This is a genomic window from Flaviaesturariibacter aridisoli, from assembly GCF_004343705.1.
GTDB lineage: Bacteria > Bacteroidota > Bacteroidia > Chitinophagales > Chitinophagaceae > Flavisolibacter > Flavisolibacter aridisoli.
Genome location: NZ_SKFH01000027.1, coordinates 1 through 23,599 on the forward strand (window position 1 = coordinate 1; position 23,599 = coordinate 23,599).

17 protein-coding genes and 1 pseudogene are annotated in these 23,599 nt (G+C 56.8%); 7 read left to right on the forward strand and 11 right to left on the reverse strand.

Annotated elements, in window-relative coordinates; translation table 11 throughout:
- Positions 1 to 224: VOC family protein (locus E0486_RS13860; RefSeq protein ID WP_207906260.1), on the reverse strand; the 224-nt coding region annotated here is incomplete at its 3' end.
- Positions 225 to 412: 188 nt separating this feature from the next.
- Between E0486_RS13860 and E0486_RS13865 the strand changes: the two genes are divergently transcribed.
- The 3 genes from E0486_RS13865 (at position 413) to E0486_RS13875 (ending at position 7,031) form a co-directional block, all read left to right on the forward strand.
- Complete coding sequence (locus E0486_RS13865) at positions 413 to 2,431, forward strand: PAS domain-containing sensor histidine kinase (RefSeq protein WP_131852801.1); 2,019 nt, start codon at positions 413 to 415, stop codon at positions 2,429 to 2,431.
- Between the two features lie 201 nt (positions 2,432 to 2,632).
- The gene (locus E0486_RS13870; protein WP_165917336.1) at positions 2,633 to 3,685 is read left to right on the forward strand and encodes a sensor histidine kinase; all 1,053 of its coding nucleotides are present in this window, start codon (positions 2,633 to 2,635) and stop codon (positions 3,683 to 3,685) included.
- Positions 3,686 to 3,785: 100 nt separating this feature from the next.
- On the forward strand, positions 3,786 to 7,031 hold the full coding sequence (locus tag E0486_RS13875; RefSeq protein WP_131852805.1) for a S41 family peptidase: 3,246 nt from the start codon (positions 3,786 to 3,788) through the stop codon (positions 7,029 to 7,031).
- A 234-nt stretch (positions 7,032 to 7,265) separates the two neighbouring features.
- Here the strand turns inward: E0486_RS13875 and ppk2 are convergent, their stop codons facing one another.
- Both ppk2 and E0486_RS19360 read right to left on the reverse strand, forming a co-directional pair.
- Positions 7,266 to 8,018, reverse strand: a complete 753-nt coding sequence (ppk2, locus tag E0486_RS13880; protein WP_131852807.1) for a polyphosphate kinase 2 — start codon at positions 8,016 to 8,018, stop codon at positions 7,266 to 7,268.
- A 308-nt stretch (positions 8,019 to 8,326) separates the two neighbouring features.
- Positions 8,327 to 8,596 (reverse strand): carboxypeptidase-like regulatory domain-containing protein, encoded by a 270-nt coding sequence (locus E0486_RS19360; protein WP_131852809.1) that lies wholly within the window; start codon positions 8,594 to 8,596, stop codon positions 8,327 to 8,329.
- Positions 8,597 to 8,724: 128 nt separating this feature from the next.
- Between E0486_RS19360 and E0486_RS19365 the strand changes: the two genes are divergently transcribed.
- From E0486_RS19365 to E0486_RS13895, 3 genes are all read left to right on the forward strand, one after another.
- Positions 8,725 to 9,240 (forward strand): hypothetical protein, encoded by a 516-nt coding sequence (locus E0486_RS19365; RefSeq protein WP_165917337.1) that lies wholly within the window; start codon positions 8,725 to 8,727, stop codon positions 9,238 to 9,240.
- 760 nt (positions 9,241 to 10,000) lie between these two features.
- Positions 10,001 to 10,855 (forward strand): SPL family radical SAM protein, encoded by an 855-nt coding sequence (locus E0486_RS13890; protein WP_131852811.1) that lies wholly within the window; start codon positions 10,001 to 10,003, stop codon positions 10,853 to 10,855.
- Position 10,856: 1 nt separating this feature from the next.
- Positions 10,857 to 13,334 (forward strand): UvrD-helicase domain-containing protein, encoded by a 2,478-nt coding sequence (locus tag E0486_RS13895; protein ID WP_131852813.1) that lies wholly within the window; start codon positions 10,857 to 10,859, stop codon positions 13,332 to 13,334.
- Between the two features lie 179 nt (positions 13,335 to 13,513).
- Here E0486_RS13895 and E0486_RS13900 read toward each other — a convergent pair whose 3' ends face one another.
- The 4 genes and pseudogenes from E0486_RS13900 to E0486_RS13915 form a co-directional block, all read right to left on the reverse strand.
- The gene (locus tag E0486_RS13900; RefSeq protein ID WP_165917338.1) at positions 13,514 to 14,089 is read right to left on the reverse strand and encodes a restriction endonuclease; all 576 of its coding nucleotides are present in this window, start codon (positions 14,087 to 14,089) and stop codon (positions 13,514 to 13,516) included.
- Positions 14,090 to 14,171: 82 nt separating this feature from the next.
- A pseudogene (locus E0486_RS19370) lies at positions 14,172 to 14,360 on the reverse strand (winged helix-turn-helix domain-containing protein); the annotation flags it as partial.
- A 123-nt stretch (positions 14,361 to 14,483) separates the two neighbouring features.
- Positions 14,484 to 15,752, reverse strand: coding sequence for a PDDEXK-like family protein (locus tag E0486_RS13910; protein WP_131852817.1), 1,269 nt, complete (start codon positions 15,750 to 15,752; stop codon positions 14,484 to 14,486).
- Between the two features lie 362 nt (positions 15,753 to 16,114).
- On the reverse strand, positions 16,115 to 17,191 hold the full coding sequence (locus tag E0486_RS13915) for a type I restriction endonuclease (protein ID WP_131852819.1): 1,077 nt from the start codon (positions 17,189 to 17,191) through the stop codon (positions 16,115 to 16,117).
- Positions 17,192 to 17,648: 457 nt separating this feature from the next.
- Between E0486_RS13915 and E0486_RS13920 the strand changes: the two genes are divergently transcribed.
- Positions 17,649 to 17,945 (forward strand): RNA recognition motif domain-containing protein, encoded by a 297-nt coding sequence (locus E0486_RS13920; protein WP_131852821.1) that lies wholly within the window; start codon positions 17,649 to 17,651, stop codon positions 17,943 to 17,945.
- A gap of 198 nt (positions 17,946 to 18,143) precedes the next feature.
- Here the strand turns inward: E0486_RS13920 and E0486_RS13925 are convergent, their stop codons facing one another.
- The 4 genes from E0486_RS13925 to E0486_RS13940 all read right to left on the reverse strand — a co-directional run bounded on the left by E0486_RS13925 (position 18,144) and on the right by E0486_RS13940 (position 23,341).
- Entirely contained in the window at positions 18,144 to 20,291 is a 2,148-nt protein-coding gene (locus E0486_RS13925) for a M1 family metallopeptidase (protein ID WP_207906261.1), read from the reverse strand.
- A gap of 937 nt (positions 20,292 to 21,228) precedes the next feature.
- Positions 21,229 to 21,618 (reverse strand): hypothetical protein, encoded by a 390-nt coding sequence (locus tag E0486_RS13930; protein ID WP_131852823.1) that lies wholly within the window; start codon positions 21,616 to 21,618, stop codon positions 21,229 to 21,231.
- Between the two features lie 63 nt (positions 21,619 to 21,681).
- On the reverse strand, positions 21,682 to 22,629 hold the full coding sequence (locus E0486_RS13935; RefSeq protein WP_131852825.1) for a hypothetical protein: 948 nt from the start codon (positions 22,627 to 22,629) through the stop codon (positions 21,682 to 21,684).
- A 55-nt stretch (positions 22,630 to 22,684) separates the two neighbouring features.
- Positions 22,685 to 23,341, reverse strand: a complete 657-nt coding sequence (locus tag E0486_RS13940) for a phosphodiester glycosidase family protein (RefSeq protein WP_165917339.1) — start codon at positions 23,339 to 23,341, stop codon at positions 22,685 to 22,687.
- Between the last annotated feature and the right edge of the window lie 258 nt (positions 23,342 to 23,599).

Here is a 23,599-nt window from a genome sequence, read left to right on the forward strand (position 1 = left end):
GCCGGCGCCGGCGCGCCGCCCTTGCTGTGCCAGGTGTTCAGCGCGATGTGGTGGTGGTAGCCGCCCACCGACAGGAAGGCCACCGTGCCCAGGTCGGCCAGCAGGTCGAAGCCCATCACGTCGCGGTAAAAGGCGACGGAACGGCCGAGGTCGGTCACCCGCAGGTGAATATGGCCGATGCGGAGACCGGCGGGGGCATGATAGGCGGATGGATTTCCTTCCATGGCGTCAGGGTTTGAACCGGTGCCGGCCGCGGGCACCGGCAACCGTAAAGGTACCCCCAAAGTACCGGCGCCGGACTCCTCCTTTTCGCTTCTTAACACCCGCGGCAACCCATCTTATGGAAAATGTTCGTAATTTCATTTTTCCCCGCTAAGTCACCACCCTGGAACCTACGAACATCATAGCGAAAGTGCCCGCCTTCCTCAACGGTGGCGGCGAAATGGGCCTGCTCACCCGCCGTCATGCCTGGGGCGAAACGGTGCTCGGCGATCCCGCCACCTGGCCGCAAAGCCTCCGTACCACGCTGAGCATCCTGCTCCGCTCCCGTTTCCCCATGTTCCTGTTCTGGGGTCCCGAACACATCTGTTTTTACAACGACGCCTACCGCCCCAGCCTCGGCAACGACGGCAAGCACCCCGGTGCCCTCGGCAAGCGCGGCGCCGACGTATGGCCCGAGATCTGGCCCGACATCCAGCCGCAGATCGACGCCATCCTCGCCGGCGGCGAAGCCTCCTGGCACCAGGACCAGCTGCTGCCCATCTACCGCAACGGCCGGCTCGAAGAAGTTTACTGGACCTACAGCTACAGCCCCGTGATCGACGAGCGCGGCAAGCCCGCCGGCGTGTTCGTGACCTGTACCGAAACCACCCAGACGGTGCAGCTGATCCAGGACCTGCAACGCGCCCATGAAAAGGCCAGCCTTGCCATTGAGGCCGGCAACCTCGGCGTGGTGGAGGTAGACCTTCAGACCGAAGACGTGGTCGTTTCCGCGCGGATCGAAGAGCTTTTCGGGCTACCCGGGGCCAACAAGCTGAACGATTTTCTCCGCCGCATGCACCCCGACGACCAGGTGAGGCGTGAAGAAGCCTACCGCCGCGCCATCGCCGACGGGAAGCTCGAATACGACTCGCGGATGTACCGCGGCGACGGCTCGGTGATATGGATCCGCATCATGGGCCGCGTGTTTTTTGACGGCGCCGGAACGCCGCTCAAGATGATCAGCATGGTGCAGGACATTACCGACCAGAAGCTGTTTGCCGAAGAACTGGCCCGGCGCGTAGGCGAGCAGACCTCCGAACTGGCCGAAGCCCACAACCAGCTCCTTGCTTCGCACGCCTCGCTGCAAACCATCATCAACGTATTTACCTCCGCGCTGCAGGTGCTCGAGCCCGTAATAGAAGGAGGCGATGTGGTGGACTTCACCTACAAGCTCACCAACGAGGCCTACGCGGCCTACACCGGCAAGTCGCCCGCAGAACTGGTGGGCAAGCGCGTCTCCGAATTCTTTCCCGGCTACTTCGACACCGACTCCTTCCGCAACATCCGTGCGGTGGCGCTTTCGGGCGAAGCCCGCACCTGGGAAAACCACTACCGCGCCGACGGGCTCGACATCTACAACGAGATGGGTGCCGTGCCCATCAACGGCGACATCGTGGTGCACCTCACGGACTATACCGCTTTGAAACAATTGCAGCACGAGCTCGTGCGCAACATCACCGAGCTGAAGCGCTCCAACCAGAACCTCGAGGAATTCGCCCACGCCGCCTCGCACGACCTGAAAGAGCCGATCCGCAAGATCCACTTCTTCACCGCGCAGCTGAAAGAGCAATTATATACGCAGCTGAGCCCCGCGCAGCAAGGCTCTTTCGAGCGCATCGAGAACGCCTCCCGCCGCATGGGCCACCTGGTAGACGACCTCCTCACCTATTCGCATGTGAGCGAGCGGCCCCAGGAAATGGCGCCCGTAGACCTCGCCGAGGTTGCCGCGCGCGTGCTCGAAGACCTGGAGCTCGACATCCGTGAAAAGAGCGCCGACATCCGCGTGGCGGCGCTCCCCCGCGTGACGGGCTACCGGCGGCAGCTGCAGCAGCTCTTGCAAAACCTGATCTCCAACGCCCTCAAATACAGCAAGCCGGGCGTGCCGCCCGTAGTGACCCTTTCGGCCGGCGAAGCCACCGAGAACGGGCAGCGCTACCACGTGCTCCGCGTAGCCGACAACGGCATCGGCTTCGACAATACGTACAGCGAAAAGATCTTCCAGATGTTCGCCCGCCTCCACGGCAAGAACGAATACAGCGGCACCGGCGTGGGCCTGTCGATCGTAAAGAAAGTAGTGGAGCACCACTACGGCTTTATCCGCGCCGAGGGAACACCCGGCGAAGGAGCCTTGTTTGAAGTGTTCCTGCCGATACAACCGCCGGTGGCATAGCGGGTTGCCAGCCGTTGAACCGCAGGGCTGGCAGAGCGGAAGTCGCGCAGCGTCCTGGCGCACGCAGCGTCATTGCGAGCGCAGCAGCCTGCCCGGGCGGGTAAGCCTTCACAAGGGCCAGCAGGGTGATGGCCGCCGGGCTTCATGGAAGGGCTTGCCCATCGGCAGCCCATCGCTTTCCTACGGCGTACCTTCGTTCTTATGTTCCCCCTGAAAACCGGTGATTTCGACATCAGCAGCTTCTTTGAACTAACGCCCGACCTGGTGTGCATCGCCGGCAAGGATGGCTATTTCAAGAAGATCAACGGCGCCGTGCGGAGCAAACTCGAATATTCGGAAGAAGAACTCCTGCAAAGCCCGATCGCCTCTTTCATTCATCCCGACGACCAGGGCCTGACACACGAAAAAAGACAGAAGCTCCTCGAGGGCGAAGCTCTCATCAATTTCCAGAACCGCTACCGCAGCAAAAGCGGCAAGGTGATCTGGCTGCACTGGACCTCCGTTTATTTCCCGGAGCAGGAAGTGGTGTTCGCGATCGCAAAAGATGTGACGGAAAAAAAGCTGATCGAGCAGGAGATGGAAGCGCGCTACCGCGAGTTCAAAAGCCTCGCCCGCCATTTCAAGCAGCGCATGGAAAAGGACCGGAAGTACGTAGCGCTGGAGCTGCACGAGGAACTGGCCCAGCTGGCCTCGATGATCAAGATGAACATGGACTGGCTGGAGAGCCACACCGACGCGCTGCCCGAAGGCGCCCGGGGACGGATGGAACAGGTGTCGAAGCTTTCCGGGCGCATGGTGCATACGATCCGGGAGATCGCCTTCTCCTTCAGCCCGGGGATGCTGGAAGACCTCGGGTTGAAAGAAACCCTGGCCGTGCTGTGCCGGGAGTTCCAGGTGCGGAAAGGCATTCCCTGCACCTTCGACTGCACGCTCGACCCGGGCCTGCTGACCAATGAAGAAGCGATGGACTTTTTCCGGATCTGCCAGGATCTTTTCAACAACATGGACGCCGGCCCGCGCGTTGCCGAAGTGGTCATCTGCCTCGAAAGGGAGCAGCAGCAGGCCTGCCTGCGGGTGCTGATGATCCGGCTGCAGGGCGACAGCACGCAGCCGCACCCCGAGCCCGACCTGGGCGGCATCCGCAACCGGGTGGCCTCGATGAACGGCCAGCTTTCGGTGGCCCGCGAGGGGCATAGCCATTGGCAGATGACCGTGCGGGTGCCCCTGCCCCTGCCGGTGGCGGACGACCGGTAGGGCCCGCCCCTCGCTTCCGGATACCCCTAACCGCATTACCTCCCCGCGAAAACAACCGCGGCCCCGAGGCTTTTCCGGTTAGATGCCGTATTTTGGATGAATGCGTTACCACCCTCGCTCCGTCCTCAGCACGCTCCTGCTGCTGACCTCCGTTTTTGCCTCCGCGCAAAACACCACCGACACCCGCCTGCTCTGGCAGCCCGCCATCAGCAAGAACGCCATTGCCTTTATCTATGCCGAAGACCTGTGGGTGGCGAACCGCGACGGCTCCTACCCCCGTAGAATTACGGTGAGCGAAGGCGCGGAATCCAACCCCGTATTCTCCCCCGATGGAACGATGATCGCCTTCACCGGCCAGTACGACGGCAACACCGACGTGTTTGTGGTGCCCGCCGCCGGCGGCGTGCCGCGCCGACTGACCTGGCACCCCGGCGCCGACCTCGTGCGCGACTTCTCCGCCGACGGCAAGAAGATCCTCTTCGCCTCGCAGCGTACGAGCTTCACCAACCGCTACTACCAGCTCTTTACCGTAGATATACAATCCGGCGCCGAGCAGCAGCTGCCCGTCCCCAACGCGTTCTGGGCTTCTTACAGCCCCGACGGAAGCAGCATCGCCTACACCACCATCCCCGACCGCTTCGAGCAATGGAAAGGCTACCGCGGCGGCACGGCGTCGCGCATCTGGATCTACGACACCCGCTCGCACAGCGTAACGGAGATCCCCAAGCCCGCCACCGGGAGCAACGACTCCAAACCCGTGTGGAAGGGCAGCACGGTGTACTTCCGCAGCGACCGCAACGGCGAGTTCAACCTCTATAGCTACAACACCGCCACGAAAGCCGTCAGCCAGCTGACGAAGTTTACCGACTTCCCCGTGTCGGGGCTCGACGGCTCGGCCGACGGGATCATCTTTTCACAAGCGGGCTATCTCCACGTATACGACGCCCCATCCGGCGCGGTGAACCGCCTGAAGATCGGCATCGCCGCCGACCTGCTCGACCAGCGCGAGCGCTACGTGAAGGGCGAGCAATACATCCGCGGCGGCGATATCTCGCCCACCGGCACCCGCGTGGTGCTCGACTACCGCGGCGAGATCCTGACCCTGCCCGCGCAGAAGGGCGACCTCCTCAACCTGACCAACAGCCCCGGCGTGCACGAAAAAGACCCGGCCTGGTCGCCCAACGGCAAGCTCATTGCCTGGTTCAGCGACGCCTCGGGCGAATACGCCCTGCACGTGATGGCGCAGGACGGCAGCGGCACGGCGCAGGTGCTCCGCCTCAACGGCTCGGGCTTCTACGCCCACCCGCACTGGTCGCCCGACAGCCGGAAGATCGCGTTCGTGGACAACGGCCGCCGCCTCTACGTGGCCGACCTCGCCGCGGGTACGATCCAGAAGATCGCCGAAGACGAGCAATACACCCCGGGTGCGTTCCGCGACCTGTTTGGCAGCTGGTCGGCCGACGGGCAGCACCTCGCCTACACCACCATCACCACGACCAACTTCGAGCGGGCCTGGATCCATTCCTTCGCCGCCGGCAAGTCGAGCGCGGTGACCGACGCGCTTTCCAATGTAAGCGAGCCCACCTTCGACCCCTCGGGCAAATACCTGTACCTGCTGGCCAGCACCGACGCGGGGCCGGTGGTGAACTGGTTCGACCAGTCGAACAACGACATGGAGTCCACCAACGCGCTCTACCTCATCACCCTGCAAAAGAGCGTGCCCTCGCCGCTGGCCCGGGAGAACGAGACCGAGCCCGTCGACAGCAGCGCGAAGGCGCCCTACAAGGCCGACTCGAGCCGCAAGCGCGTGACCATCGACTGGGACGGCATCCAGAACCGCATCGTGGCCCTGCCGCTGCCGAAGGGCCGCTACAGCAATCTATCCGTGCTGAAGGAAGGCGAGCTCTTTTACCTGTCGGCCGCGCCGCACAACGCCACGCCCACGATGCTGAATCTATACAGCCTGAAGAAGCGCAAGGAAGAACCCATCCTGCCGGCCGACAACTACCGCATTGCCGCGAAGGGCGAGAAGACCCTCTTCGTCACGAAGGGCAAGTGGGGCGTGGCACCCACGGGCCAGAAGCCGACACCCGAGTCGATGATCAACACCGCCGGCCTGCAGGTGAAGATCAACCCCAGGGAAGAATGGAAGAACATCTTCAACGAAGCCTGGCGCGTAAACCGCGATTTCTTCTACGACTCCAACATGCACGGCGTGAACTGGCCGGCCATGAAAACGAAATACGCCGCGCTGCTCCCCGACGTGGCCAGCACCAACGACCTCTACCGCGTGATGCAATGGATGTTCAGCGAGCTCTCCGTGGGGCACCACCGCTTCGATGCCTCGGGCGACCGCCGCGCCAACCCCGAGACCGTTCCGGGCGGACTGCTGGGCGCCGACTACGAGGTGGCCGGCAACCGCTACCGCATCAAAAAGATCTACGGCGGCCTCAACTGGACGCCCGAGCTGCGCTCGCCGCTGACCGAGCCCGGCGCCAACGTTAGCGTGGGCGACTTCATCCTCAAGGTGAACGGCGCCGACGTGACCGCCGACCGCAACTTCTACAGCTACTTTGAAAATACCGCCGACAAGATCGTGACGCTCACCGTGGCCGCTTCGGCCGAGGGCGCCAACACGCGCACCGTGAAGGTGGTGCCGGTGGCCAGCGAAACGGCGCTGCGCAACCGCGACTGGGTGGAAGGCAACATGCGCAAGGTGCACGAAGCCACCAACGGGCAGGTGGCCTACGTATACGTGCCCAACACCGCGGCCCTGGGCCACGAGTATTTCAAGCGCTACTTCTACCCGCAGGCCGACAAGGCCGCCATCATCATCGACGAGCGCTTCAACGGCGGCGGGCAGCTGGCCGACTACTACATCGACCTCCTGAAGCGGCCCCTCAACTCGTACTGGCGCTACCGCTACGGCAAAGACCAGAAGGCTCCCAACGCGTCGATCCAGGGACCGAAGGTGATGCTGATCGACGAGACCGCCGGCTCGGGCGGCGACTACCTGCCCTACCTGTTCCGGCAGGCGAAGCTGGGCACCCTCGTGGGCAAGACCACCTGGGGCGGCCTCGTGGGCGTGCTGGGCTACCCCGAGTTCATCGACGGCGGCGTGGTAACGGCCCCCAACGTGGCCTTCTTCGACGCGAACGGCTTCGGCATCGAGAACGTGGGCACCCCGCCCGACGTGGAGGTGGAGCAATGGCCCGCCGACGTCATCGCCGGCCACGACCCGCAGCTCGAAAAGGCCATCCAGATCGCCCTGGAGGGCCTGAAGGCCAACCCGCCGCAAAAGGCGCCGGCGCCGAAGGCACCGGTGAAGGCGAGGGCGGCCTTTTAGTGGCGCGGGGCGCCACTAAAACGGTCGAAGCGGGTTTGATGTAAACGAAAAAGCCAGGACCCCGGTCCTGGCTTTTTGTTGCCGGCAGGGCCGACGGGCGTAAGCGATCCCGCCTGGGGCGGGGTCATTGCGAACGCAGCAGCCTGCCCCGCCCGCAATGACGGGCATTCGCCCGGCCCATCCCGCTACCAACCTTTCTAAACCTCCTAAACCCTCCTGAACCCTCTTGAACCCTCAGGGGTAAAGCCTTGCCTCGAGGTGCTCGGGGGAGGCGGGGTAGACGAGCTTGTTGTGCTGCTCGAGGAGGCCGTGGTCTTTGCCGCGGTATTCCACGTGGCGGAGCAGGTGGGCGATGAGGGCGATGTGCATATTATTCTTGTCTTCGGCGTTGGCCACGAACCAGGGGGATTTCTGGAAGTTGGTCTTGCGCAGCATCTTGTTGCGGGCGCTGGAATAGTCGCCCCACAGCTGCTGGGCCTTTTCGTCGATCGGGCTGATTTTCCACTGCTTCAGCGGGTCGCGGCGGCGGTCGGCGAGGCGGGTGGCCTGCTCCTTTTTGCTGATGTCGAGGTAATACTTGAGGAGGATGATGCCGGCATCGGTGAGGAGCTTTTCAAACCCCTCCACGTCGCGGAAGAAGGCCTGGTATTCCTCGTCGGTGCAAAAGCCCATCACCTTTTCCACGCCGGCGCGGTTGTACCAGCTGCGGTTGAAGAGCACGAACTCGCCGGAGGTGGGCAGGTACCCGGTAAAGCGCTGGAAGTACCACTGTCCCTGCTCGCGGTCGGAGGGCTTGCTGAGGGCCACCACGCGCGTTTCGCGGGGGCTGAGGTGCTTGATGATCCGCTTGACGGTGCCGTCCTTGCCGGCGGCATCGCGGCCCTCGAGCACCACGAGGAGCTTCAGCCCGGAGGCGATGACCTCCTTCTGCAACTTGACGAGCTCCACGTAGAGCGCTTCCATCTGCTTTTTCTGTTCCTTTTTCATAACGCAGGGGGGAAGGTTTTGCCGGTGCCGGACGCTTCCGGCAGGAAGGCATTCAAAAACAGGGCCGGTGGGGCGGCGGTGGCGGCCCGCAAGCGGGCGCCGGAGCGCGACGGCACGACGGCGCAACGGCGCAACGAGGGAGCTGGGACGACGGGCGCATGTCCGTCGGTCCTCTCTCCTGTCAGGCTGGAGCAGCCGAAAGGCGCGACGATTTCGACCGTTTTTGTTGCGCTCCGCGCAACAAAATGGCCGGAGGTCCCGCATGCTTCCAAACGGGATCTCCGGCTTTTGATCAGATGGCGATTGCGTTACAAAGCTGCCTTCAGCTTGTTGCTTTTGCCCGGCTTCAGCTGTACGTCTTCCAGGGTCTTCTGTGTATAATCGCGGTGGGCGATGGTGATCTTTTTCGTGCCGGGCTCGACGTCTTTGAGGATGCACTTGCCGTGGGCGTCGGTGATGCCCTTGACGCCGGTGCCTTCGATGCGCACCTCCGCGGCGGCGAGGGGTTGCGCGTCGGGGCCAGACACGTGGAGGGTGAGTGAGGTGCCGGAAGTGGCGGCGTCGACGATGATGCGCATTTTTTATACTGGTTCACGAAGTCCGGGTCGGTCTTGCTGTATTGTTTCACCAGCTTGTCGAGGGTGAGCTTTAGAATGGCGTTTGCCTGGGCGTCGAGCTCCTCCACGCGGTCGGAGGCGTCGCTGCGGTGCACGATCACCTTGCGGGGTGCGGGGGCGCCTTTTTCGTAAGCAGTGATGGCGGCATCGGCGTCGTCGAGCATCGCTTCGGTTACCGCGTAATCGGCCAGGTGGGCGAGCTCGGCGCGTACGCCCCGCAGCAGGCGGCGACCCGTAAAGAGGAAGTCCTGGTCTTTGAGGCGCTGCAGGTCGCGCTCCGAATACTTCATTTCACCGGCGAGCTCGGGCCGGCCGTTGTCGTTGGCAAAGGAGAAGGCGGCGCCGGCCAGGGTGGCCACGTCGGCAGCCACGGCTGCCTTTTGCAGCTTTTTGGCCTCGGTGACGCCGCCCGACTGGGCTTTTTCCTCCTCGGCGGCCAGCTTGAGCTCGGCGACGGTTCGCTGGAAGCGCTCCGAGCCCGACTGGAAGGCCGGGATGCGGGCAATGAGCGCGCGGTTGGCGTCGAAAAGCAGGATCATGCCGTCAAACATGTTGAGGCGGGCGATGTTGTTCTTTTTCATGGTGATCGTTTTACGTGTTTATGAATGAAGAAAACTTCCCTCTTTTTCAGGCGTCCCTGCCGGCTTGGACCAACACCCGGGCCGGTAGGCTCGCCGCCACCGGCACTGCCCGTTGACGCCCCTTCGCTGCCGCTTGACGGACCTTCTCCCCTCGCCTGACGTACCCGTCCGGGCCGGTTGACACAGGGCTCACTGCTGCTTGACGGACCTGCCCTTGCCGCGTGACGCAACCCACAGCGTCGATTGACGGACCTTCCCCCCCGCCTGACGGGCGGCCCGCGGTGCCTGACGCAGTTGCCCCGGCGCTTGACGGACCCCGGTGCACCCGTTGACGGACCTTCCCCGGCCCTTGACGCCTCTTCCCAAACGCCTGACGCACTTGCCCAGGGGCCTGACGCTCCATCCGACGGTCCTGACGCACGGTAAACCGCTCGTTCCGGCTTTGTACTGACTAATTAAACCCTTGAGAATGAACTTCGAAGGCGCGCGGGCCGGGTTACCCTGCGGCTCCGCGCGCCCTGTTGTACGGAAACCGAAGCTAGCTTCCCCCTTTGTGGGTTCCATGAGGATTTACCCCGTTTTTTGGGGGAAAATCATCAGGAATTTTTGGTGAGATCCTCAGGAATTTCTGGTGAAAACACCGGGAGGGTGCGTAGAAATACGCATAAACACCATAACGAATTAGCTAGCATAATTCAACTAGTATTAAAACATACGGGTATACAATGTGTGTTTTTTATTGTATTTTTCGAAATCACACGATTCACGATTGAACCACCAACTAATGACGCAAATCGGGCTGTTTTCCGAGAATTCAGATGAACGACCTTTAAAACTCGGACACTCTTCGATCCATTACAAGGAAGTAGTATCTATCCTAAACCGCACAACTGGCTTTATGGATAGCTATGACTATACTTTAAATCCATATTCTGGATGTGCCTTTGGATGCTCCTATTGTTATGCCGCATTTTTCGCCCGTGATAACGAACAAAAAGAAAATTGGGGGTATTGGGTAAACGTTAAGGAAAATGCGCTCGCTCTTATCAGAAAAATACGTTCAAAGCCTATTACCGGCAAGACGATCTATATGAGCAGTGTGACAGACCCCTATCAACCAATAGAGAAAAAGCTCGAGTTGACGCGTGGAATACTCAAAGAACTATTGGAATTTCATCAGCCAAGAATTGTCATCCAAACTCGAAGTCCTCTTGTAACTCGAGACATTGATTTACTGAGTCGCCTTGACAATATTCAGGTCAATATGACAGTTACAACGGATAGTGAAACGGTTCGAAAGACATTTGAACCTCATTGTCCGAGTAATAAAATGCGCTTGCAAGCGATTCGCGAGGTTCATGATGCGGGGATAGCATCCTGCATTACAATGACTCCTTTATTGCCAGTCGAAGACCCCCACTCGTTTGCTCAGACCCTTCTTGCCACTGGAATCAAGAAGTTCATTGTCCAGCCCTTTCATGCTGACCGTGGAAAATTCACTGCTGGCACGCGAGAAGAAGCAAAGAAGTTGATCCAAGAGATGGGATGGGGCCAGGATCGATATAAACAAGTTGAAGCCATTTTTAAAGAATACATCCCCGATATCGGAATTGGCAAAGAGGGATTCAAACCAATCTGACATGCAGAAACAAACCTTTACCAACTGGCTGCTTCAGCAGCAACCCACTCTCGAAAAAGTAATTCACAATGCCGCATTGGCATTTTACCAGAAACATAAGAATACCGATAATTTTCGTTACGACCTTCAAAAGGCACAACAGGAGGCCTATCACCTGACTGAAGGGAAAGACCTGTGCTATGATCGTTATACAACGCCGCTTACGTACTCACTTTGGTACCAGGCAAGGAGAATAAACGTTTTCCTTACTCAGTTTGCAGACAAGGTTATGGAAGCCTGTGATGCACAGACGCCTATCGAAATATTTGACCTTGGAGCTGGAACCGGCTGCGTGCAAATTTGCTTCGGTCTTGGATTTATCGCGTTTATGCGGAATACCAATAAAAGACCGATGCTTCGAATAATAAACGTAGACTCAAGTCCATTTATGCTTGACTATCTGCGCTCTTACTTGTGGCCGGAAATGATCAGACATTACCCGGAACTGCAAAACTTTCCAGTTGAGTATCATGTTTACTCGTGGAGTAACAGACAGGAAGTAGGGGTTTCGAACCCTTGGATCTGCGCCAGCTATCTGTTCGACTCAACTGACAACAAAGAGTACTTGGAAAGCAATTTTAACGAGCTCATAGCCACTTTTGAGCCATCCAAAGTCTTACTCCTCACCTCAGCGCAAGAGAATAAGCGGCGATTGATGCTTAGCTTATCTGGAAACCTTCAAAAAAATAATTATAAGCTTAATAACACGAAAACAAACGGCGACCTGTTCCAAGGTACACTTTCATCACTGACGGCTTTCCGGGACCAACTGAGAACCGAATACGGGCTAAGGGCCTCAACCTACCCTGTAAGTTGGCGAGACCACTCCTTCGAAGCTATTGCATTGGAAAAAGTGCAATCAGGAATAATGTTCAACTTGAGGGACGTACCTGACACGTTTGACATATTTAATCCACCTCTGCGGATCCGTAGAAACGTTGAACTAAATGAGCTACAGGAAAAGGCAGCTCGCTTTGAAACAAATCCTTCGGTAATCGTTGGCCCGGCAGGCTGTGGCAAAAGCGTAGTCATCACAGAAAAAATCATTAACGTTTTCGAACACTTTCAGTGGCAGAAACCTCTTTCGATTCTTGTAACCACGTTCAATAAGTCACTTATCAAGCAACTGAGAGCTTGGCTCATTGACATGTTAGGCGCAAAAGGCAAGTCTTATACAATTCATGAGTATCGCGACCCATCTGATGGAACTGGAATCATCAAGATAAAAGGTGATAAAGAATGCGAAATCAAGCTCGTACATTTTGAAATGTTGCCTAAGCTTGTCGGCCGCATTGTTATGCGCCCGTTCGACGAATCACTGCATTTAAACAAATTGTCCCAAATCATCGCTGAAGTTCGGGATGAACTTGACTTAAATCCTAAAGCCTACACCAAAGTAATGGAACCCGCTTTCCTTATGGAGGAGTACCATCGTGTTATTTTCGGTCTTCAATGCAAATTGAGTCTTGGAGAAGAACACTACCAGAACCTGGAGAGGGTCGGCCGCGGCAATAACCCGAAGCTTGATAGCGGGATGGCCCGAAAAGCAGTTTGGACGGCTTTACACAAATATGCACTTTGGATGCATCGAACTGAAAGGGCAGGACATTCGTTTATTGCGCGCAGGCAACTTTTCTACAACAAGTTGAAACAGGGCCAAGCTCCCGAAATGTTCGATTACATTTTCGTGGATGAATTTCAAGATTGCACGCCTGCAGATTTCGAGATAATGTCGATGCTAGTAAGAGAGGCGAACAACCTGCATATTGCCGGCGATTTAGCACAAGCAGTTCATATCGGGAAGGCTGGAAGTATCCCAAGAGGAGACGATGAAATGAACCGCCGAACTTTTCACCGATTGAAAGGATCTTATCGCTTGCCTTTCCGTGTATGTGAGGCGCTCCAGCCTCTTTCGTCCTATGTTTCTGGAAACCGGGAGGAACGCAATGGAACCGAAGCAATCACTCCTTACAAAGGCGCCCCTCCCGGCGCAAGACCGATCATTGTATTTGCAAATGACACAGAAGCTCTTTCTAAAAAGATCATCTCAATCAGAGAGCGATATCGGTGCTTTGACGTTGATCTAATAACCATTCTTGAAAGGGATAACAACATTTGCAATAAGATCCGCCCCAATGGGATACTTGTAGAGACTTCTACCATTTTGAAATTGAAAGGGCTCGAGAAGAATCTGGTTGTTTGGTCGCTTCAGGCTCCCGTCGAATTCGAAAAAGAGATTTTCGAATTCGCTTATACGATCACTACCCGAACAAATTGTCTTCTTATTATTGCAGGAACTCCGGAAATTATCCCGGCTTATAGGCCGGTGCTCAACTATCTAAATGAGGAACGTCTAATTTATTGGGATATTGAAAGTGAACGCTCTTTTCTAGAAGAAAAAAAGCGGGCCATAGTGATTGAGCAGGAAGAAGTGCCATGATCCAAACCATCATTGTTGCGGAAGTTATTTCTGGTCGACAGCTTTCGTAAAAGCGAGTAGGCTGCTGATTTGTTAGAAACCGAAAGCTATGAATAGGTTCCGCAAGTAGGTTTGTCTCACTGACATCATTGAATTGTTCACTAGTAGATTATACCTGCTATCCCACATGCTACGACAACTTATAATTCATCAAAAAAGTCCTGGTCGATATCTTTTAGCTCATAGCGCTTCTTCACCTGTACGCCAATATTGAATTGAATGGCGAAGTCAGCCAGCTTAGGACCGTCAATCAGGATGATCTTGTTCTGCGGGTTCATCGTAGCGGTGCGGAGCGCATCGTCGGTAAAACGCGAGGTGGTGATGAACACGCCTTTGTTGGTACCGCGCAGGCTGAGCGAACCGATAAAGTCGCGGATCTCTTTTGACTGCACTTTGTTATCATTCCATTTCTTGGCTTGTACGTATATCCGATCGATGCCGAGTTTGTCCTGGTAGATGATACCGTCGATGCCGAAGTCGCCGGATTGACCCACGACTTCGATCGCGTTTTCCTCCATCATGCCATAACCCATACCCTGCAGCAGGAGCAGAACGAATTTCTCAAACTGCGCGGGCGTTTTCTGCTTCAACGTTTCCAACAGGTCGGCCGCGATGGATGCGTGCACGCGGGCAAGACTTTCGCCGATCAGTTCCTCCGGGGTTTCGCTTACCGCCGGCTTTTCCTCGGTTTCGGGTGTGGGCCTCGGCCTTCCCAAAGGAACCGGTCCATTCTTTATAAGCGTCGAACTTCTCGAGGTAGGCCAGGTTGATGTAGTCGATGTCTTGCTTCAGGATCGCCAAACCCGCCTCCGTGATCTGGTACACCCCGCGCTTAACGGCTTGAAGCAACCCGGCCTTTTTCAGGTAGGTTACCGCCCACGTGACCCGGTTTTTGAACAGCGGCTGCTGCCCGCTCGGCACCATAATGGCCAGATGTGGGTCGGAAAGCTGGAAGTGCTTTCCGAGTTGGGCGATGAGCTCCTGCGCCGGGTGGGGGCTCCGTCGCGGAGGGCGGCGAGCGCAGGGTACATGATTTTCTGGAAGTCGGGGATTTGTTCTTTCATGGAGTTGGCTTAGCGATGGAACAAGTCGGTTTCGATTGCCTGAACTTTACTTTTCGACAAGCTCAGTAGTTGAAATCAATTCAGGCAAATCAGCGAGGATCTCACGGAAATATCCCTCCATTTTCACAGCAAGTGTCCCGTCATTAATGGCGCCCCAGATAGCCATGTTATTTTCAAACCAAATATTCAAGTATTCATCACCCCTTTTTGAATCCGAAAAAAACATCAAATAATACCAACCGTCAACATGGGTATGCTTTCCGAACTTGAGTCCAAAATGATTGGAGATGACTTCTTTTTGACTCTGATTAAAAATGTCCTTTCCTGCAAACACCCCAATGCTGAAATCGGTTTTCCACTTTTCGAAACCGAGGCAGAGCATCAGCGGAGAGCCAGGTATGAAAAACTCCAGTTCCGTTCCATGCTCACGCGTTCCGAAATCCTCGTCAATAGAGTCCGCGGAATAAGTTAACCCAAGCCTGTCCGCCACCTCTTTCATTTGGGTAACGAACTTAGCCAGGAGCCGATGCTCCACAGCCTTCACAACAGGCATTTCCCGTATGGAAAAGAAACTGGCCAGATGCTCATTCGAAGCCAGTACGATGTCTGCAATTTGATTTGCCATAAAATTATCGGTTGTTTGATCTGTGATCTTTTTAACGGTAGAGATATATTGATTCACTGTTTCACGCAGCCTGCTATTTCCGGATATCTTCCCCCGGCATTGCTCTAACCATTCGAGGACATCAGCTTCGTAGGATAACCTTCGGTGCCGTGAATCCAGCTTGAAGTCGACCAATTGCTCCTTCGTGATTTGGTTGTGGGTAGCTATCTGGGATGGAGGGCGACCGTCTTTTGTAAGGTAGATCAGATACGAATCACGGTAGTAGTTCTTGTAGCGGATCAATTGGTGCTTCTGGTCGCCGGCATTTATCTTGTTTTCAATGAGGAATACCGGCTGACCCGGGATCTTTATTACTATATCGATGTAGCCGCCGTTCAGATATTCGTTGTCGATTGGCCCAATGAATTCCTCTGTATACACTTTCGTCCCCGAAAGACTGCACTGGCTTAACTCCGGAATGTCGAGCAACTCCAAAAACTGCCGCAGGAAAAGTTCTTTTTGCTGGTGCGCCCCGGAAGGATCCAGCAATTCCGCGATAAAACGTGAATGCAACCTCGGCTCGTTGTACTCGAGGGACAGAATGGAGAATATGTTGAAACGTTCCCCCGATGCATCCAACGCTTTGTTTCGTTGCTCCTGCAATTCGAATGTTTGATGAAGCAGACTGCTGACAATAAGGTCTTGGCCCATAAGCTAGTTTTTGATTTATTCATATTTGCATCCTACGCTCAAGCATTAAGATGTCATTTGTTCAAATCCTCTAGTATCACCGAAAGCTCTCCGGGCACACTCAAGGATTTCTATAATCTCCGCCGCCAGCACATCCTGATCTGGCGTTTGACCAGATCGCCAAATGAAGCTTCGTTGAACAATGTGGCTTTCAAATTTTGTACCGCCAGGCCTATCCTGAACCCTTTATTCGAACCTCAAAACGTTAAGAGGCTTGAAATACCTCCCGTTATTGCGTTCGTTTATTCAACAAAATCCTGTACGCAAAAAAGTGCAGTAAAAATATAGCCCCAGTAAGGGGATATATGAAGTTAACAAACCAATTATACTGTTGTTTTCGTGTTTGCCAATTCATGCTGTTCCACAGTCTTCAGTAGGCGGGTAGCATGATCATATAAGGCGATGACTTCCTCTAACTCGACTCTCTCCTCTTTTTCGGTGTCAAAGAACGTAACCTGCTTCTTCTTACCATTGAAGTGAAGGCGGCAGATTGGCCGACGGTTGTTGTCGTCTAGCAGGATGGCGCAATAGGACTGGGCATCCCGCATGCAAACCCGAGTTGCTTTTACTTTGGCAGAAACAATCGCCCGCACGATGTGGAAGCCTTCCATTTCTTCAGCAGTTGTTACCACTTTGGACTCTTCGACAGGCGCTATATCTTCTTTCTCCTGTTGGTTTACAATTTCCTCCTCGGCTGAAAGGGCGGTTTTCAGACGATCATTGATCGTGTCGTTGATATACTGGCTGAAAGACTTTTTCACAAGCCCCTTAAATTGATCAAGCACTTTAGACGTAACCATTGAAGGGTAGACACTTTTTGCGAACAAGCGGGTGAAGTCGTCTGAGGGTTCGCCCAGTTCCTTATGGATAAGGTTACGCAGCTCAGACAAATACTTCAGCTCACTGGCCGTATTGATGATGCTTTCAATATTAAAATTGGACTTGGAAAACTCTTTAAGCTTTTCGATCTGAACATCCTTCATATCGTCTATACGGAATTCAAAGTAGGGCTTCTCGTCCATCTTATTTGTTTCCACCAGGTCCGTATAGAAGCGGTAATTGATTCCATTGGTCAGGATACCAAACTTGGCTTTGGTCGTATGGAAGTAGCGAAAGAGCTGGCTGTTATGGGGGTTGAGGTCGGCAGACCAGTGCTTGCATTCAATGAGCATGATCGGGTGGCCATCTTTGATGATGGCGTAATCCACCTTTTCTCCCTTCTTGATTCCGATGTCGGCAATGAATTCTGGAACTACTTCAAGTGGGTTGAATACATCATATCCCATAGCCTGAATGAAAGGCATTATAAAAGCGTTCTTAGTTGCTTCTTCCGTATTAATTTGGTCTTTGAGTTTAGCGACGCGGTCTGAAATGACCTTGACGTGGTCTTTGAAATCCATAATAAGCAGTTTAGGTTTTACCAAATCTAGCAAAAAAGGCTGATCTACTAGGCTACTACTAACTGCGACTTGTATAGAGACTCGACAGGCGGACCAACATATTACCCTATCTCCTTAAAAAAGCACAATGGGCTGGTTTTGGCGATCTAGGAAACGGAAATCCCTGGGAGCCAGCGAAAAATGCCCGTGAAGAACCAGTTGTTCCAGAACCAGGTGCGATCGCGGCCGGAGCGGTTGGAGAAGCTGTTGAACCTATCCCAGGGCAGGGGTGTTGTCCTTTCCGTTCCTCCCCCCTTTACCAAACAATTCGCATTTGATCCCGGCCCGAAAGGCTATCTTCACCGTGTTATTTGAGCCTCGCATTAGTGATCGATTGCCATCTTGCTTCAACTGCACCTTAGCTAGTCTTCAACTTCTTGCCTTTCTCAAGCTTTTTTACCGTTTAATTATCAAGAACATGAACATTTATGTTTCCAACCTGAGCTTCAATGTGCAGGATGAAGATCTCAAAGCCTTTTTTACGCCTTATGGTGACGTGTCCTCCGCCAAGATTATCAACGACCGCGAATCCGGCCGCTCCCGTGGCTTCGGCTTCGTAGAAATGCCGGACAACGAGGCTGCCCGCAAAGCGATCGCCGAGCTGAACGACGGCGTCGTTGACGGCCGCACCATCCGCGTGACGGAAGCCAAGCCGAAAGAAGACCGCCCCGCCCGCAGCTTCAGCGGCGGTGGTTACAACAACAGCCGTTATTAATTCAACGCCTTCCCATTAAAAAAGCCTGGTCCCCGGACCAGGCTTTTTTAATGCCGCCTGCTCTAGCTGCGCCCGATGCATTATGCAGGGAGCTCCGCACCCTTCGCGAAGCAGCCGGGTAAATCCGGTTGGGCCATATAAGAGGCCGGACCTTTCGGGTCCGGCCTCTATGGGTTGGAAATATAAGCTACAGGCCCACTAAAAGCCCGCCGGCCCCTTCTTAAACACAAAACTCCCGCCCCCCTGCTTCATCGTCAGCTCTCCTTTCCCCGGGTCGAACTCAAACTTCAACCCCTGGGCAGCCGACACAAACGTATTCCCACCTTCATAAGCCAGCTCCAGCGGGTCCTGGCCTTCGCCCTGGGCTTTCAGCGTCGTGCCCGTGCGGGTGATGGTCAGCTTGACGGGGATCTGGGCGGAGGAATAGGTACCGACCAATTGATCGAGCTGGGCGGCGGACAGGGCTTTCTTGCCGGCGTCGCCCCAGCTGTTGTTAGCAGGGTCGGCGTCTACGTACAGGCCGTTGTCGATCTTCACACCTGTGATCTTTTTCGTGCCGGGTAGCTGCACCGTGGCCAGCTGGCCGTTCTTCGACCACACGTTGGCCGTGCAATGCACCGTGGCGTTGCTGCCGTCGGCATAGGTCACCAGCACGTCGAAGGGGATGAAGAAGCCGCCGATGTTCTTTACGGTCAGCGTGCTGCCGGTCTTGCCGGGGGTCAGCTTGTCCACGGCGACGTCCATGTAGCTGGAGGTGAAGAACCAGTTGTTCCAGAACCAGCCCAGGTCGCGGCCGGAAAGGTTGGAGAAGGAGTTGAACATATCCCAGGGCAGGGGGTGCTTGCCGTTCCAGCGCTGCATGAAGCCCTGGAGGCTTTTGCGGAAGCTGTCGTCGCCGAGGAGGTCTTTGAGGGCCAGGTAGGCCAGGGCGGGCTTGCCGTATTCGTTGATGCCGAGGGCGGGGCTGCCCAGGAGGTTCACCGGCGTAATGATGGGCACCTGGGTTTCGTCGGTGGGGGCCGTCGCCCAATTGTTCACGCGGAACAACTTGAAGAATTCCCCCGCCTGGCCGGCACCCAGGTTGTTGATGTTGGCTAGGTATTCAAAGGCGGTGGTCCAGCCTTCGTCCATAAAGCCGTAGCGGTGCTCGTTGATGCCCATGTAAAAGGGGAAGTAGCTGTGGCCCACCTCGTGCTCGGCCACGAAGCGCTGGAACACGGAGTCGTCCTGCGGCGAGTCGTTGGCCATCATCGGGTATTCCATGTCGGCCACGCCCTGGATGATGGTACTCTTCGGGAAGGGATAGGCCACGCCCGGCCACACGTTGCTGAAGTAGTCGAGCGCGTGGCGGATGTAGCGCACCTGGTTGTGAAAGTTCTTCGCCGTGTCGATATAGGCGGACTGGCAGGAGGCGCGGCGGCCGGTGGCCTTGTCCACCACGATCGAGGCGGCGTCCCACACGTAGTGGTCGGAGATGCAGAAGGCGGCGTCGGGCACGTGGGTAGCGGCGAAGCGCCAGGTGTTCGTAGCCCCCTGGGTGGTGATGCCGCCGGTGCGGATATCGGCCTGGGTTACTATGTTGATGACGTTGTCGGAGGTGAGGCTGCGGTTGTATTTCTCCAGGTAGGCGGGTTGCAGCACCTGCGCGGCGTTCTGCAGCATCCCGGTGCCCCACACCATATAGTTGGCGGGCACGGTCACGGCCACCTGGTAGTCGTTGAAGTCGTTGTAGAACTCCTGCGCCTCCACGAAGTCCATGCGGTCCCATCCGTGGGTGTCGTCGTACACGGCGATGCGCGGGTAGAAGTAGGCAAGGAAGAAGGAGGTGGAATCGAGGCGTCCCTCGCGGCCGCTCTGCTGGCTTACGTCGTAGTGCCAGTTGAAGGTGACGGTGACGCTGTCGCCGGGGGCGAGCTTCTTCGTCAGCGGCACGTCCATGAAGGTGCGCACGGTGTTGGCGCGCACCTTTTTCTCCACGCCGTTCTCGGTATAGCGGTCGATGAAGATGCCGTCGGTGAGGTAGTCGCGGCCGGTGCCGCCCTGGCGCGAGGCGCCGGGTTGGTGGATGTTCTGAATGAGCTTGATGGTCAGGCGGTTTAGCGTGCCGGGGCTGTTGTTGGTATACACGATCGTTTCGCTGCCGGTGATGGTCTTTGCGGGCGGGGTCACGCGTACGTCGATGCTGTAGCGGCCTTTGTTCTGCCAGTACTTCGGTCCGGGGGCGCCGTCGGCGCTGCGGGTGCCGGCGGCGTAGGCGGCCTGGATGTTCTTGGGCATAAAGAGCGGCCCCTGTGCGGCGGCGGCGGTGCTGAGGAGCGCTGCGAGGGCGGCGAGAAAGACTTTCATAATGAAGCGGTGGTTGCGAATTGATACGCGCAAACGAGTCCCTAAGTTACCGGTTGCGGAAGCGTAACCGAAAAAATGTGGCGCAGCGGTCAGGTTTTGTGGGCGGGCGGTGGAGGGGATAGGGTGCTGGTAGCTTGTTCGTTTTTAACGCAGAGGGCGGGGAGCGATTCACGGAGGGCACGAAGAGGCAGGTTCTGTACCAACAGACTATAGGAAGCGTATCACAGGGTGGCCGGTCGTTCTTATTCGAGCGTGCGAGAGACGCCCTGCGGGCTGAGGAGTACAGCTTTGGCGGAGGCGACGGGCGTAGCCCGTCATTGCGAGTGAAACGTCCCGAGGCCTCGGGACAAACTCCATAACCTAAAGGCTTTTCCCGCCTTGCGAAGACTTCAATATGCGCGGGCATAGTTTGCGTAACGGAGGGGTAACCCGCCTGGCTGACTCAAGTGGGACGGGCTTCGCGGAGTTTACCCTGCAGAAGGCGGGGCTCGCAATGACCTTCGGTCGCGCCAGCGGCGTAGAGGTCGCGGTGAGGTCCCGGCGGCAAGCGCCGGGATGACGGCATTGGGTGTCGGACACAGGGCCCCATACAGATGCAGAGTGATGAAAGACATTTGGGAATGGGACCCCGAGGGGCATTTGTGGCAAACGAGCCAGGCGTAGGGAGCTGCAGGGAAAGGTTGGCGGGGCCCCATCCGCCTGCGGCCACTCACGTGGGAAAGGATCCTATGGGGTTTACGGGATGACGGTGCGCGCACCGTCATCCCGTTCGCGTGCGAACGGGACCTCGTCCCGCAAACGCAAGCTGCCTGTGATCGGGACCTCGCCTGCGAATGGCCCCGGGGCAACCCCATTGCGCCGGCGCTCGACGAATACCATCCCCAATGACCCGGCCATCGGGAGTGTCGTCGAAGTAATAAAAAAGGCCAGGCAGCTCTTAGTAATTCCCGTCCGTCTCCAGGTCCACGCGGTACACGTCGCTCTTATTGCGCTCGATGTTTTCGATGTGCAGGGCACCGGGCTCGGGGATGTCTTCAAACAGGTCGAAGAGGAGGCAGCGGCGGTCGAGGCCCTCGAACACGAGGGTGAAGGTGTCGCCCGGCACGAGGTAGCGCCACATCGGGTACTCAGCGATGTGGTAGGCCTGCAGCAGGCGCTTGCGCGCGCCGTCGTCCTGCACGAGAAAGGTGGTGGGCCAGATGCGCGCCAGCGTGAACTCGTGCACCGTTACGTGCACGATGGTGCTGCGCTCCTCGAACACCTGCGTATCCACCTGGAACGAGATTTCGGGCTTGAAAACGGGTTTGACGAGCGTATCGGCGGCCATGAGGCAAAGGTCGGTTTTATTCGCCGCGGCTAATGCCCGCTGTGTCCGGTTGCAGTGCCGTGCTTATTTCTGATTGAACAACCAGTTGAGGTAGGCGGTCATTTCCCGCTTGTCTTCCTGCAGAACGGCCAGGCCTTCGATCTTTTCGGCTTTTTCACGGATGATCTTTCCGTTGTCGTTGTAGGTGATCTGCGCCGGCTCATCGAGACTGACGACGAGCACTGTGAGCCCGTCCATGGCGGCGGACTCTTCCTTGTGCAGGTCGCTCCCTTTCCACTGGATCCCGCGGTACGTTACGGAAAGGATTTCGGGGCGCGTTTTTGCGCCTGCCTTTGCTTTTTTGGTTAGGCTGTACTCGTACCCCGAGGCGCTCACTTCCAGCTTCGTGATCGTGCCCAGGGTCACGCCGTTTGCCGAAAAAGGTTTGCCCACCAGCTTTTTCAGGAGCCCGTTCATTGCCGCCAGGCATTCGGCCTCGGTGTTGATCTTTTCGTAGATGCGGTGGTCCCAGCGGCTTTGCTCCGTTTCGAGGTTGAGTGAAAAATCAATGACGACCCGGCCATCGGTCAGGAATTCAGCCCAGACTACGCTATTTTTCTTCGTGGTCAGTTTCAGCGCGGGGCGGGCCCCCGTCCCGTTACTGGTCAGGGCACCTACATAGCTGTTGTCGATCTCGGCGGTAAAGTCCGGGCCCATTTTCCGGAAGGTGGCCAGCAAGTTGTTGTACAGCGCTTCCTGGGCGCCCAGGCTCCTGTAGGTAGCCTTCAGCTGGAACCAGCCGTTCGTGTCCTCCACGCGCAGCGCGAACCCTTCGAGCGGGAGGAGCGACGTATAATAATAGGTGACATACTGGGACCCCTTTGTTTCACTTTTGTACTCACCGGTGACCGCCTCCGCACCCGGCGCGTACAGGATGGCCCGGAGCTGCTGCTCAAACACAGGGCCCGTGCCCTGGGCGAATGCAGTAGAAAAGCAGTAGCAGGAAAGCAGCAGGAGGAGCAGTCGTTTCATCGGGGAACGGTTTAGGGGCCAAAGCTAGTTTTTTGCTACGACTGTTGCTTGCGGCTTAATCCACCGCGATGAACGGCCCGAAGCGCCCCCACGGATCGCGGCCCTTTACCCAGTACTCCGACACGTTGCCGTCGAGGTACAGGGCCGTGCGGCAACCCTGCCGCAGGAACCAGTCGGCAAACTGGTGAAAGGTCACGGCGTCTTCGCTTACTGCCAGCAGCACGCGCCCGTCGGGCAGGATGCCGACGCCATTGCGCACGAGGTGCAGGCCCACGGGCAGGTTCGGGTTGCGCTTGCCCTCCACTACCAGCATCGGCGCCGACTGCGTGGCATAGGTAACGCCCTTTGTCTCGTAACTCCCCACCGGCTCCACGAAGGCGCTGCCGTTGCGGATGCCGAACACGCCCTGCGGCTGGATGCCGAAGTTCACCTTCGGGTTGTTGATCCGCCGCAGCGGCTTCAGCTGTTTGCCCCCCTCCACGTACAGGCCCACCGGCGAAAGGTTAGAAGCATACATCCCGCCGTTCATCGCAAAGCGGATCTTCGGGTGCGCCGCCACGAGGTCCTGGAAGGAACCCAGCGGCTTGCCGTCAGGGCCATTCCAGTAGGTGCGGACCTGCGCCGGCGCGCAGCGGTAGGAGGCCACCTTTTGGGCGGAAGCGACAAGCGTGGCGGCAAGCAGCAACCCGGAAAGCAGGGAGCGGAGCATCATAGTGGTTAAACGTTGGGGCAGGCACGTTTCGTATTTCGAGGACAGGAGGATGGTATTCAGACGGTGAATATAAACTTGCCTCCCCATGGTACTCCATTTCCGGCAGGAGTGGCGTATCTCCTGCTATCTACTGGCGCGATTCCTTTTACCCACTGAACGAGCTGCGGAAGCAGGTGGGTTGAGGGTGGCCGTTGGTAGCGGTTTTTTTGAACGCAAAGACAAAGAGAGGGGAATTTTGAACGCCGAGGTTGTGGGAGA